The organism is Haloferula helveola (genome assembly GCF_037076345.1).
GTDB lineage: Bacteria > Verrucomicrobiota > Verrucomicrobiia > Verrucomicrobiales > Akkermansiaceae > Haloferula > Haloferula helveola.
Genome location: NZ_AP024702.1, coordinates 4,685,176 through 4,698,398, shown reverse-complemented (window position 1 = coordinate 4,698,398; position 13,223 = coordinate 4,685,176). Strand labels below are relative to the sequence as shown.

13 protein-coding genes are annotated in these 13,223 nt (G+C 62.8%); 12 read left to right on the top strand and 1 reads right to left on the bottom strand.

Annotated features, from left to right (window positions below; translation table 11 throughout):
- Window positions 1–11: 11 nt before the first annotated feature.
- The 12 genes from HAHE_RS17750 (at window position 12) to HAHE_RS17695 (ending at window position 12,188) form a co-directional block, all read left to right on the top strand.
- Complete coding sequence (locus HAHE_RS17750; protein ID WP_343218219.1) at window positions 12–1,520, top strand: arylsulfatase; 1,509 nt, start codon at window positions 12–14, stop codon at window positions 1,518–1,520.
- An 88-nt stretch (window positions 1,521–1,608) separates the two neighbouring features.
- On the top strand, window positions 1,609–2,577 hold the full coding sequence (locus HAHE_RS17745; RefSeq protein ID WP_338686321.1) for an HAD family hydrolase: 969 nt from the start codon (window positions 1,609–1,611) through the stop codon (window positions 2,575–2,577).
- 158 nt (window positions 2,578–2,735) lie between these two features.
- Complete coding sequence (locus tag HAHE_RS17740) at window positions 2,736–3,695, top strand: MoxR family ATPase (protein ID WP_338686320.1); 960 nt, start codon at window positions 2,736–2,738, stop codon at window positions 3,693–3,695.
- A gap of 49 nt (window positions 3,696–3,744) precedes the next feature.
- Window positions 3,745–4,155, top strand: coding sequence for a GxxExxY protein (locus HAHE_RS17735; RefSeq protein WP_338686319.1), 411 nt, complete (start codon window positions 3,745–3,747; stop codon window positions 4,153–4,155).
- Between the two features lie 34 nt (window positions 4,156–4,189).
- Window positions 4,190–5,101 carry a DUF58 domain-containing protein gene (locus HAHE_RS17730; protein ID WP_338686317.1) on the top strand — a complete coding sequence of 304 codons (912 nt, stop codon included), beginning with the start codon at window positions 4,190–4,192 and terminating at the stop codon, window positions 5,099–5,101.
- Complete coding sequence (locus HAHE_RS17725; RefSeq protein WP_338686316.1) at window positions 5,094–5,546, top strand: DUF4381 domain-containing protein; 453 nt, start codon at window positions 5,094–5,096, stop codon at window positions 5,544–5,546. Before HAHE_RS17730 ends, HAHE_RS17725 begins: the two co-directional genes overlap by 8 nt.
- On the top strand, window positions 5,540–6,565 hold the full coding sequence (locus HAHE_RS17720; protein WP_338686315.1) for a VWA domain-containing protein: 1,026 nt from the start codon (window positions 5,540–5,542) through the stop codon (window positions 6,563–6,565). The genes HAHE_RS17725 and HAHE_RS17720 overlap by 7 nt, the downstream gene beginning before the upstream one ends.
- Before the next feature lie 102 nt (window positions 6,566–6,667).
- The gene (locus tag HAHE_RS17715) at window positions 6,668–7,579 is read left to right on the top strand and encodes a VWA domain-containing protein (RefSeq protein ID WP_338686314.1); all 912 of its coding nucleotides are present in this window, start codon (window positions 6,668–6,670) and stop codon (window positions 7,577–7,579) included.
- Window positions 7,576–8,148, top strand: a complete 573-nt coding sequence (locus HAHE_RS17710) for a tetratricopeptide repeat protein (protein WP_338686313.1) — start codon at window positions 7,576–7,578, stop codon at window positions 8,146–8,148. Before HAHE_RS17715 ends, HAHE_RS17710 begins: the two co-directional genes overlap by 4 nt.
- Entirely contained in the window at window positions 8,145–9,383 is a 1,239-nt protein-coding gene (locus tag HAHE_RS17705) for a hypothetical protein (protein WP_338686311.1), read from the top strand. Before HAHE_RS17710 ends, HAHE_RS17705 begins: the two co-directional genes overlap by 4 nt.
- 121 nt (window positions 9,384–9,504) lie before the next feature.
- Window positions 9,505–11,523: an ATP-binding protein gene (locus HAHE_RS17700; protein ID WP_338686309.1), complete on the top strand. Its 2,019-nt coding sequence runs from the start codon at window positions 9,505–9,507 to the stop codon at window positions 11,521–11,523.
- Complete coding sequence (locus HAHE_RS17695; RefSeq protein ID WP_338686308.1) at window positions 11,523–12,188, top strand: response regulator transcription factor; 666 nt, start codon at window positions 11,523–11,525, stop codon at window positions 12,186–12,188. The genes HAHE_RS17700 and HAHE_RS17695 overlap by 1 nt, the downstream gene beginning before the upstream one ends.
- 3 nt (window positions 12,189–12,191) lie before the next feature.
- On the opposite strand, the gene HAHE_RS17690 is transcribed toward HAHE_RS17695, so the two are convergent.
- Window positions 12,192–13,013, bottom strand: a complete 822-nt coding sequence (locus tag HAHE_RS17690; protein WP_338686307.1) for a hypothetical protein — start codon at window positions 13,011–13,013, stop codon at window positions 12,192–12,194.
- Between the last annotated feature and the right edge of the window lie 210 nt (window positions 13,014–13,223).

The following is a 13,223-nucleotide window of genomic DNA, read 5'->3' as shown; positions in this document are numbered from 1 at the left end:
CGTGGCTCCTGATGCTGACTGCCGGCATCGCTTTCGCCACCACCGCATTCGCCCAGGACAAAAAGCCCAACATCCTCATCATCTGGGGTGACGACATCGGCTGGAACAACCCGAGTTGCTACAACCGTGGCATGATGGGCTACAAGACGCCGAACATCGACCGCCTTGCCGATGAAGGAGCACTCTTCACCGACTGGTACGGTCAGCAGTCCTGCACCGCCGGCCGCGCCGCCTTCATCACCGGCCAGAGTCCGTTCCGGACCGGCCTGCTCAAGGTCGGTCTGCCGGGCGCGAAGGAAGGGATCTCGATCAAGGATCCGACCATCGCCGGCCTTCTGAAGAACCACGGCTACATGACCGCACAGTATGGCAAGAACCACCTCGGCGACCTGGACGAGATGCTGCCGACCAACCACGGCTTCGACGAGTTCCTCGGCAACCTCTACCACCTCAATGCGGAAGAGGAGCCCGAGAACGAGGACTACCCGAAGAACCCGGAGTTCAAGAAGAAGTTCGGACCGCGCGGCGTGATCAAGTCGAGTTCCGACGGCAAGATCGAGGACACCGGCCCGCTCACCAAAAAGCGGATGGAAACGGTCGATGACGAAGTCACCGCCGGAGCCCTCGACTTCATGGAGCGCGCCAAGAATGCCGACAAACCGTTCTTCCTCTGGTGGAACTCGACCCGGATGCACATCTGGACCCACCTCAAGGAGCAGTCCGCGGGCAAGACCGGTCTCGGCGTCTATGCCGACGGCATGGTCGAGCACGACAACCACATCGGCCAGATCCTCGACAAACTCGACGCCCTCGGTCTCGCCGAGAACACCATCGTGATGTACTCGACCGACAACGGCGCCGAGTGTTTCTCGTGGCCGGACGGCGGCACGACGCCCTTCCGCAACGAGAAGAACTCGAACTGGGAGGGTGGATACCGTGTGCCTTGCGTGATCCGCTGGCCCGGTGTCATCAAGCCGGGAAGCGTCTACAACGACGTCTTCTCCCACGAGGACATGCTCCCCACCCTACTCGCCGCCGCCGGTGAACCGGACGTGAAGGAGAAACTGCTCAAGGGCCACAGCGCGATGGGCCGGGACTACAAGGTTCACCTCGATGGCTACAACCTGATCCCCTACCTCAAGGGTGAGACCGAGGATGCGCCGCGGAAGGAGTTCTTCTACTGGACCGACGACGGCAGCCTCGCGAACCTCCGCTACGACCGCTGGAAAGTCGTCTTCATGGAGCAACGCGGCCACGGCTTCGACGTCTGGCAGGAACCGCTCGTGACACTTCGGCTGCCGAAGCTCTTCTGCCTGCGCACCGATCCGTTCGAGCGGGCGGACCACGAGGCGATCGGATATCCGAAATGGCGACTGGAACGCGCGTATGTCCTTGTGCCCGCACAGGCATTCGTCAGCCAGCACCTCGCCACCTATCAGGAGTACCCGCCCCGCCAGAAGGCCGGCACCTTCGGCCTCGATCAGGTGCTTGAGAAACTCCAGGAAGGAGCCAGCCACTAACACTCTCCGGGGGCAGCGAAGCCCTCGGGACGCATCGCAACCCACCGCGCCCGGACCCGTCCGGGCGCGGTTTTCCCGTCCTCATACCATGAAACTCCTTTTCCCACTCGCCCTCGCATCCGTTCTGTCCGCCGTGGCCGACCCCCTCCCGTCCTGGCAAGAGACGGAAACCAAGAAGGCAATCGTTTCGTTCGTTGAGAACGTCACGACTCCCGGATCCGCCGACTATGTCGACCCGGCTGCGCGGATCGCGACTTTCGACAACGACGGTTGTCTCTGGTCGGAGCAACCGATCTATTTCCAAGCCTTCTACATCTTCGACCGGATCAAGGAACTCGCTCCCCGGCACCCGGAATGGAAAGAGGAGGAACCGTTCGCCTCTGTCCTGAAGGGCGAAGTGGAGAAGGCACTGGAGGGCGGCGAGGAAGCCTTGCTGAAGATGGCCATGGCGACCCACGCCGGGCTGACGGATGAGGAATTCCGCGCGACGGTTGGCAAGTGGCTCGCGACCGCACGCCATCCCAAGACGAAACGCCCCTACACCGAGATGGTGTTTCAGCCGATGCTCGAACTGCTCGCCTATCTCCGCGCGAACGAATTCAAGACCTTCATTGTCTCCGGTGGAGGAATCGATTTCCTCCGGGTCTTCGCGGAAGACGTATATGGCATCCCACCGCAGCAGGTCGTGGGATCCAGCATCAAGGCGGGCTACGAAGTCCGGGATGGCAAACCGGTGATCGTGAAGCTGCCTGAACTCGACTTCATCGACGACAAGGAAGGCAAGCCGGTCGGCATCCACCAGCACATCGGGCGCCGCCCGATCTTCGCCGCCGGCAATTCCGATGGCGACTTCCAGATGCTCGAGTGGACAACGTCGGGGGAAGGCGCTCGTTTCGGGCTGCTGGTTCATCACACCGATGCCGAACGGGAGTGGGCCTATGATCGTGAGAGCCACGTCGGCAGACTGGATCGGGGCCTGAAGGAGGGCCCAGATCGCGGCTGGACCATCGTCAGCATGAAGGACGACTGGAACCGGGTGTATCCGGCAGCCCCCTGACACCCTCTCCCAAAATCGTACTCGTCCTCCTACTCGTCCCTCATCCTCGATTCCTGTCGCAGTCGTCGAGGGCGAGAACGAGTAGGAGAACGATGACGACGATGAAGACCCGCTTCCCACTTTGCGTCCTTCGCAACCTTTTGTAGAAACGCAATCCGATGACTCCACGCGAAGCCATTCTCCGCATCTCCGACTCGATGAACGCCTCGGTGATCGGGCAGCAGACCGTCGTAGAACGAATCCTAGTCGCCCTGCTCGCCAATGGCCACCTGCTGATGGAAGGCCTCCCGGGTGTCGCGAAGACCCGCTCGATCAAGACGCTCTCCAGGCTGATCGAAAGCGACTTCAGCCGCGTCCAGTTCACGCCTGACCTTCTGCCGTCCGACGTCACCGGATCCGACATCTACCGGGAGCAAACCGGAACCTTCGATTTCCAGCCCGGCCCGATCTTCGGGAATCTCGTTCTTGGCGATGAGATCAACCGCGCGCCAGCGAAGGTGCAGGCCGCGCTGCTGGAAGCGATGGAGGAGCGGCAGGTCACGGTCGCAGGAAAGACCCACCGCCTCCCGGACCTGTTCCTCGTGCTGGCGACTCAGAACCCGATCGAACAGGAGGGCACCTATCCATTGCCGGAAGCGCAAATGGACCGCTTCCTTCTGTATGTCCACGTCCCCTATCCCGATCCGGCCAACGAGGCCGCGATCCTTCGTCTGGTCCGTGGGGAAAAGGCGGGCACCGCGGCCGAACCGCCACCACCCGTGCCCCAGCAGCTGATTTTCGACGCTCGGAAGGAAGTCAACGCGGTCCATGTCGCTGATGCTGCCGAGCAGTACATCGTCGACCTGATCACGGCCACCCGTCACCCGGAACGCTTCGGTGACGACCTGGCGAAGTGGATCCGCCTCGGAGCAAGTCCGCGCGGCACCATCGCCCTCGACGCCGCCTCCCGCGCCCATGCCTGGCTGCACGGGCAGGACTTCGTTTCTCCCGAAAACATCCGCGCCGTCGCTCCCGCCTGCCTCGCGCACCGGATCCACCTCTCCTATCAGGCCGAGGCCGCGGGAAAGACACGAACGGAGGTCGTCGATGCGTTGCTGGAGAAGGTCGTGGCAGTTTGAATTTCTACAAAAGGCCGCAAAGGGCACGAAGGAACAAGATACAGTAGGTATGCATCCGAGATTCCAACGAGCCGACGAACTGAGTCGCATCGCGATCGGTGCGGCGATTGAAGTGCACAAGCACAAAGGCCCTGGGCTCATCGAGTCGATCTACGAGCGCTGCCTGATGCATGAGCTCAAACTGAGGGGAATCGAGGTGCGACAGCAGGTGCAAGTCAGGGTCGAATACAAAGATCTCGTCTTCGAAGAAGCCTTGCGCCTCGATCTCTTGATTGAGGACAGCCTGATCCTCGAACTGAAGGCCGTGGAGAAGGTCGCACCGATTCACAAGGCTCAGTTGCTGAGTTACATGAAGCTGGTCGACGCACCGGTCGGCCTCCTCATCAACTTTCACTCCCTGCGTCTTGTAGACGGGGTCAGCCGTATGATTCTCCACGGCGCTGACCAGCATATCACTTAGCGACCTTCGCGAACTTCTGTAGACCTCTACCTCCATGCCGGCCCTCGTCAGCATCGACCTCGACCATCTCCTCCTTCTCAAGGCGGAGGCGCGGGGCTTCTCGTTCCTGCCGAAGCAGCCGGTCGGATCGCTGCTTGCCGGCCGACACCAGTCGCGCCTGCGCGGGCGGGGCCTCGCCTTCGAAGAACTCCGCCACTACCACGCCGGCGACGACATCCGGACGATCGATTGGCGCGCCACCGCCCGACTCCGTTCTCCTCACGTCCGGGTCTTTGCTGAGGAACGCGAGCGACCCGTCCTGCTGGTGGTCGACCAACGTTCCCCGATGTTCTTCGGCAGTCGGCGGGCGATGAAGTCGGTGGCCGCCGCGGAACTTGCCGCGCTCGCCGCATGGCGGACCCTCGATGTTGGCGACCGTGTCGGAGGCATCGTCTTCAACGAGGCCGAGGCGATCACCATCGCCCCGAACCGGGGACCCACCCAGGCACTTCGGCTGTTGCACGAGATCACACGTTTCAACCAGCGCCTTGCCGAAGCTCAACCACCGTCGGGTGAAATCACTCTCAACAAGGCTCTCGACCTAGCCCTTGCGCGCGCCAAACACGATCACCTCGTGATCCTCATCACGGACCTCGACGGTGCCGACGAGGAAACCTCAGAGCGGGTGACCCGCCTCGGCATGCACAACGACGTCATGGTCGTCGCCGTTTATGATCCGCTCGGCGGCCAGCTCGCCGGCGCCCCCGGAATGAAGGCCACCGACCGCGGCAACCACTGGGAGATTCCCGCTGGCTCCGCCTTCCGCAAGGCATTCCGAGCGGAGTTCGGTGAGGCGGTCGCCTACTGGCAGAAACTCTTCCGCGATCTGCGGATCCCGCTCTTCCCGGTCTCCACCGCGACACCGGTCATTGATCAGATCCACGAACTTCTCGGACACCATGGCTGAGGATCCGGGCAGTCTCGACAAACTCCACGACATCGTCCTTCCCGACGCCGTGCCGTGGTGGCCTCCGGCTCCCGGATGGATCGTGCTCGCGGTGGTGGTACTCGCCGCGCTCAGCCTGCTCACCAGACGCCAACTGAAACACCGGAAAGCAAACGCCTACCGCAGGGCCGCCCTCGCGGAATTGTCGAATGCCTCCTCCTGTCACGACATCGCCCGCATCCTCCGGCGGACCGCTCTCGCCATCGCTCCGCGGGAAACCGTCGCCGGCCTCGATGGCGACGCGTGGATCAGTTGGCTCGGAGATCAAGCGAGTATCGAAATCCCGGCAGCCGCGGGCAAAGCACTGACGGGGAGCGTCTACGATGCCTCCGGCAGTGAAGCACCCCCGGAAGACCTCGCGGCCTTCGCCGACTCGTGGATCCGCAACCACCGCCGGCCATGCTGAGTTTCGCTTACCCACTGCTCCTGCTGCTGGCGCCGATCCCCCTCCTCGTGCGCTGGCTCGCTCCACCCCTTGCCGCCCAAGCTCGATCCCTGCGGGTTCCTTTCGGGGCACGTCTGCAACGCGCCATCGCCAGAAGCCCGCTGAGTTCACCGGGCGGAAGCAATTGGATCGCGCACCTTGCCCCGATCGCGATTTGGTGCCTCTCACTTGTCGCCCTTGCACGCCCCCAGTGGATCGAAGATCCGATCGAGAAGCAGACCCCGACACGCGATCTGCTGCTGCTCGTCGATCTCTCCGGCTCCATGGACCAGGAGGACTTCACCAATGCGGAAGGAGAGACCGTCAGTCGGCTGGATGCGGTGAAGGAAATCCTCGGAGACTTCCTCGAACACCGCGAGGGCGACCGGGTCGGACTGGTCGTCTTCGGTGACTCTCCCTTCCTGCAAGCTCCCTTCTCCACCGATCTCTCACTTTCACATCGTCTCCTCGACGAAACCGCCGTCGGGATGGCCGGCCCGCGCACCGCATTCGGCGACGCCATCGGTCTCGGAATTCGTCTGTTTGAGGAAAGCGAGGTCCCGGCAAAGACGATCATCGCGCTGACCGACGGCAATGACACCAAGAGCCAGGTCCCACCCGTCGAAGCCGCCCGCGTGGCCAGCGACCGGGACATCCGGATCCACACCGTCGCGATCGGTGACCCGACGACCGTGGGTGAGGACAAGCTCGACCAGCAGGCGCTCGACGACGTCGCGCGCACGACCGAAGGGCAATCGTTCTTCGCCGCCGACCGGGAGGAACTCGCAGGCATCTATGATGAGCTCGACCGTATCGAAACCCGCGAGATCAAGACCCTCAGCCATCGGCCGCGCCGCGATGTATTCCACTGGCTCATCCTCGCCGCGCTACTCGTTTCATTCGCATCACGCATCTCGATCCGGAGCCTTCGCGCTCTCCCGGAAACCGAACGACGCCCTCTTCGGGTCCATCCCGTGACCGGCGAACTCGAACTCAGCTAACCGATCCATTCCCCCAAAACATCGAAGGCCTTTCTCAAAAGCATCCACACCATCCGATAACTTCGCGCCCTTCGCCAGCTTCTGCAGCAACTCCCCGCCCCCATGCCCGACACCTTCCATTTCCTCCGACCCGCCGCGCTCCTGCTCGCGCCGGTGGCGGTGCTCATCTGGTGGGTGTGGCAGCGCAGATCGGACCCGTTGGCCGGATGGCGGAATCAACTCGAGCCCGAATTGCTGGAGGCCCTCGTCGACCACGGAAGCTCGAAACGTTCCCACCGTTGGCCCGTGCTTGTCGCATGGCTCCTGGCGGTGGTCGCCCTCTCCGGCCCCTCGTGGAAACCGGAGCCCAGCCCTTTCACCGAAGACGCCACACCGCTGATCATCCTCTTGAAGGCGGATGTGAGTATGGACACCGCCGATCCCCTGCCCACGCGAATGGAAAGGGCGCATCTGAAGATCCGTGATCTTGCCGCCGCCAGAGAGTCGCAGCCCCTCGGATTGATCGCGTACGCCGGAAGCGCCCATCTCGTGCTACCTCCCACCAAGGATACCGAAGCCGTCGCGATGACGGCCGCAGAGATCACCCCGGAAATCATGCCGGTGCAGGGCGACCGACTGGATCTTGCGATCGATCGGGCCATGCCGCTCATGAACGCCACGGGTGGCACGCTGCTGGTCATCACCGATGCATCCACAGCTGCGACGGATCGCCTCAGCGAGTCTTACGGCTCAGCCGGCAAGCCATACGTTCAAATCCTCGCAATCACCGGAGCAGGCGTGTCGACGGACGGGCTCGGACAAGTGGCGGACAGCCTCAACTCCGATGTTATCGCAATGGCGGCCGACGACTCGGACATCGACCGCATCGTTGCCCGCGCCGCGCGGACACCCGTCGCAGTCACCGCCGATGGCGGCACCAGATGGCAGGACGGCGGCTACCTGCTCGTTCCGCTCCTATGCGTCCTCGCACTCAGCCCCTTCCGGAAGGAAGCCAAACCGGAGATGCAGTCATGAAAATCGCCGCGGTATTCGTGCTCAGTTCCGGCTTCTGGTTGACCGCCGACCAGCAGGGCCAGCGCGCTTTCGATGGCGGAAGATTCGATGCCGCCGCCGAGAACTTCGAAGACCCGATGTGGAAAGGCGCGGCGTACTACCGCGCAGGGGAATTCAAATCGGCACAGGCGGCCTTTGCGCGTCTCGACACCGCCGAGGCACACTACAACCGCGGCAACTGCCTGATCTTTCTGGGCCAATACGATGACGCCATGGCGAGCTACGACCGTGCCCTCGCGCGTGTCCCGGGCTGGCAGGAGGCACGCGACAACCGCAATATCGCCCTCGCCCGTGCGGAGAGGATGCAGCAGGAGGGCGGCGAGATGGGCGATCAGCAGATCGGCGCCGACGAGATCGTCTTCGACAAGAAGAAGAGCGGCGGCGAGGACACCAGCGTCGCCGGAGAACAGGCAACCGACTCGGCATCGATGCAGGCGATGTGGCTCCGGCGTGTTCAAACCGAACCGGCCGATTTCCTGAAGGCGAAGTTCGCCTACCAGATCCGATTCGAAGAGGAGGTCGGGCCATGACTGCCGTCTTCAGCAAGCCACTGCGCGTACTGAAACCCCTCTGCGCCGTCGCATTGCTTCTGTCCGACGCAGCCGGTGCGGAAGCGTCGGCGAGGCTTGACGTTCCGAATCCCGAAGCGTGGACCGGCCAGCGCCTGCCTTTCTTCATCGAGTTGCGGGCTGACGGGACTTTCAGCGGAGCCGCCAGCTTCGATATCCCCCAACTCCCGGGCACCTTCGTCCTGCGGGTCGGCAATCCGATCATCGGGTCATTGACGGAGGGCAACACCGAATACTTCACCCAGCGTCACGAGTTCGCCGTGTTCTCCCAGAGCGACGGTGAGCTGCGGCTGCCCCCGATCACCGTGCGGTTCGCCCACAAGAAGGGATACACCGGCCCGGACTTCGAAGAGACCCTCACCACCGAGCCTGCGACTCTGAATATCCGGCGTCCCCCAAAAAGTGACTCCCTGGGCCTTCTCGTGACCACCGAGTCACTGTCGGTCGAGGAAACCTGGGATCCCGAACCGGGCCCCACGTCGGTGGGAGGAGTCTTCAAACGCACCATCACCCAACGGGCCACCCAACTCACCGGCATCGCACTTGCTCCGGCGCCGGTTGCCGCACCCGCCGGCATCCGGGTCTACTCCGGCGAACCCGAGGTAAGGGACCGAACCGAGCGTGGCGAGTTCCGCGGCGAGCGACGCGAGACGATTACCTATCTGGTGCAAGAGCCGGGCCTGCACACCCTGCCCGAGATCCGTTACGACTGGTGGAACCCGAAGACCGAGACGCTTGAATCGAAGACCCTCCCGTCCATCTCCTTCACCGCCACGGCACCTCCTCCACCACCAACACCGTCATCTCCCGTTCGGTATCTCCCATGGGCTCTTGCGGGACTTGTGATTGTCATCGGATTCGCCTTCCGAAAACGGATCGCGATCGCTGCGATCAGGTTGCGAGACACCGTCGATCCGCCCCACCGCCGGGCCGCCCGGGCATTCCTGTCCGCCTGCCGCCGCGGCAATGCTCGCGAAGCGGCCGAACTCTGGCCCGAGGCACGTAGGGCGCTGCCGGATGGTGAGAGAAACGAAGACCTCTCGGTTGCGATGAACGATTTGATGCGTGAGCTCTATGGCCAGGATACCGCCGGTCCTTCGTGGGATGGGCGGGGGCTCGCAAGCGCCTACCAAGCGGCACTCCATACCCGTGGCCCCGATTTTCAGCAGAAGGCATTGCCACCCTTGAATCCGTGAAGCCGGACCGTGGCTCAGGCTACCGTTTCCGGACACGGAGACTCCCGACGCACCATCCGAAGGTTTGCGCAAGCCCCGACAACAGGCCTAGGTTCGCAAGGAGGCGCGAATGACGAAGCAGTTGAAACGGAAACCAACGGACTCCCACCCACGGGAAAGCTTTCCGCTGAACCGCGAGTTCCGTTTCGTTGGGTACGCCTGCCTGCTGATCTTCAGCGCCCTGCTGGCCGGCTGCGGCAAAGGGTCCGGCACCGGCGGCGGAGACCATTCGCTCCGCGAACTGCACGACCGCCAGCGGGCCATCGACCTCGAGCTTCAGGAGCTTTCCCACGCCACACTCAACAGCGGCATCGGCGCGATAGGATACCGCTCGATCAACTACTTGGACGCCGACCATCCGGAGTGGATCGAGATCGACTTGGGCCGTGAGGTGGAGATCGATGAGATCACCCTCGTTCCCACCCTCTGGCGAAGCATGCGATCCGGATTCGTGTCCGACGGGTTCCCCCAAGCCCTGAGGGTCATCGTCGGATCAGACGGCCCGGCGGACAACACGCTTGTCGCCGACATCCCGGACACTTCGCACCTGCTGCCGAGGGTGGCTCCACTCATTCTCCCGGCCGGCGGCACCAAGGGATCCCGGGTTCGGATCGAAGTCGATCGACTCGGCACCCGGGCGTTCGACAACCAGCACATCCTCCAACTCGCCGAAGTGCTGATCTTCAGCGGTGAGGAGAATGTCGCGCTCCACCGCGAGGTCCGCTCATCTTCCAACAGCACCGATTTGCTCGCTTGGAATCGGGACTGCCTGGTCGACGGCATTCTCCCTTACCTGATGAATTCCGGACGCGGCGTCGCCAGCCTGGCTTACGTCAGCCCGACGACTCTCGGCGACGAGCCGAGCATGACGCTTGATCTCGGAGCACCGGTTGAGGCGACGGGGATCCGCCTGCATGCCGTTGATCAGACGGATACGGTGCCGCAGGCATTCTCCGGCGACTTCGGGCTTCCCGGCTCCGTCCGGATCGAGGCATCGGATCATGAGGACTTCTCGGATCCCCTTCCTGTGACTATCGCCGAACTCGGATCGCTCTACCGGATCGGGCCGATCATGGAGTGGTCATTCCCGACGACAACCGCGAGATACTGGCGACTCACCGCGATCGACCCGTTCGTTTCCTCGGAAGCCGGGAGGCTGGCGGCGCGACTCGGCTTCGCGGAAATCGAGATCCTTGATCAGGGAGTCAACCGGGCCCTAAACGCCATCCCCACCACTTCCTTTCCGGAAGCGCCATCCTCCCGCCGGATCTCCTCGGTGACGGACGGGCACAATCTCTACGGCACCATCCTCCCCCTTCGCCAGTGGCTGAACGAGCTGGCACGGCGCCATGAACTCGAGGCCAAGCGCCCGGCCGTCGCCACGGCCATCGCCAGGAAGAACCTCCAGATCCGCAAGCAACTGACCCTGATGATCGGCCTGACGGGCCTTCTCGCGATCGCGGTCGTCGGCGTGGCTCTCTACTCGAAGTTCAAGGCGGTGCGCCTCGAACGACGGATCCGCGAACGTATCTCCGCCAACCTCCATGACGAACTCGGCGCCAACCTGCACGCGATCGGCCTGCTGGGTGACTTGGCGAAGGACTCCGTGGACTCAAAGGACGACTTGCTCGATATCGTCGACCGGATCCGGTCCCTGACCGAGCGCACCGGCTCCGCGGCGAGGAACTGTGCGAACATGCTCGCCGCCAAGGGCGTCTGTGAGGACCTTGTCGAAGACCTTAGCCGCGATTCGGACCGAATTCTGGCCGATCTCGAGAACTCGCTCAGCGTCCGGGGTCAGGAGCACCTCCATCAACTGACGCGTCGCAAGCGGATGGACCTCTACCTGTTTCACAAGGAGGCACTGGTCAACGTGATCCGCCACTCTGGCGCAACCACGGTGGAAACCGTTCTTGAGAGTGTCCCGGGAAAGGTCTCGCTGCGTATCACCGACAACGGAAAGGGGCTCGACGGCGCACCACCGGCATCGCTCCGACGCAGAGCGCAGTTGATGGGCGCGGAGCTGAGTATCGAACAGCCTGAAGCCGGAGGCACCTGCCTGTTCTTGAATCTCAAGACCCGCCGCCTAGGCTTCCGCTGATGGCCCGATCAATCCGTGTGATGCTGGTGGAAGACAACCCCGAATACCGGGAGGTAATTCGGCTGGCACTGGCGCGTGACGAGGACATCGGTGGCATCCGCGAGTTCGGAACCGCCGAGATCGCCCTGCGGAGTCTGCGTGATCCGACTTCGGAGCCTCAGCCCGATGTCCTGCTACTTGACCTGCGCCTTCCCGGACTGAGCGGGCTCGAGGCGCTCCCGACATTCGTCGAGCTCCTGCCTGCGGCGAAGATCATCGTTCTCACGCAATCCGACCGCGAGGCCGATGTCCTCAAGGCGATCGCCGACGGCGCCTCCGGCTACCTGCTGAAGTCCTCGACCGTGACCCAGATCCGCGAAGGCATCCGGACGGTCCTCGATGGCGGCGCCTCGCTCGATCCGAGAGTGGCCTCGTTCCTTCTGAAATCCCTGAAGGACCGGTTGCCAAAAGCCGAACCGGAGACCCAGCTTTCGGAACGCGAACTGCAAATCCTCACACTGCTCGGCGAGGGCCTGGTGAAAAAGGAAATCAGCGACCGCTTGGGCATCAGCTACCCGACGGTCGACTCGCACGTACGACACATCTACGAGAAACTGAAGGTCCGCAACGCCCCCTCGGCGGTCAACGTCGCGCACCGCCTCGGAATCTTCCCGACCGGCGACTGAAGATCAGTCGACTTCGATCGTGAAAACGGATCCCGCCGGATTCTTCGCATCGTCAGGACTCCATCGGATGAAGCAACCGTAGTGGAGAGCCTGCTCCTTGCGTCGCGGGTCGATTTTCAAACCCGACTTTCCGTCGGCAGCGAATTTGAAACTCCGCTCGATCACATCCAGCTCGACCTCTGCTTCTTGTGAGAACGCTTCCGACGTACTCGTGAGGACTCCGGGAATGATTTGCGTAAAGTCGAACTCGGACTTCTTCCGGTCCTTACCGAGCACCGCGAGAGACGACTTCTTCGCCAATGCCTCGAAGGCCTTCATGTCGCCACCGAGCTTCTGCAACTCGCGACCGTAGAAGTTCAGGATCTCCGCCGTCACCTGGAGGCGCAGTTCCTTGCCGGCCAACCCTGCATCGTCCGTGAGTTTCGAGCTGACGAGAAGCGCACCACGTTTTTCCTCAAAAGCCGCCTCGAACGCGCCACCTCCTTCGAACTTCCCGCGTATGGTGGTCGTCTTCATGTTGCTCGTCGGCTTGTCATCCGTCTCAAGGCTCGCCGGATCGATCGCGTGCTCCTCGATCACGCCGTTCGGAAGAACCTCGGCAAGGGTGATCGACAGAGGGATCTTCACATACGGAAACACCTGCTTGTCCTTGAACAGCGGGTAGATCACTCCCCCGCCGTCGACAAACAACTGGAAGCGCATTTCGCGGTTGTCGAAGGTCGAGAAGGTGCCTTGCAGGCCATCTTCCTCAAGCGAAGGCAATTCGGCGTGAACCACGGCAACGGTCAGGACCGTAGCCACAACAGACGGGATCAGGGTTTTCATAATCTTGGCGCCCATGGGGTGGCGGTGAAACTCATTTAACAGCGCTCTTCGGAACGGGGAAAGAGCGCGCTGCGCCTCAGGGGGTCACGTAAACACATGATGGACGGAACCCGGCCTCATGATACCCTCACCGTTTCAGTCGTGTCGTGCCTTCCTGCCAACCCATCCGCAGGAAGGGCCCCACCGGGACGCGCTGCTCACAGATCCCAT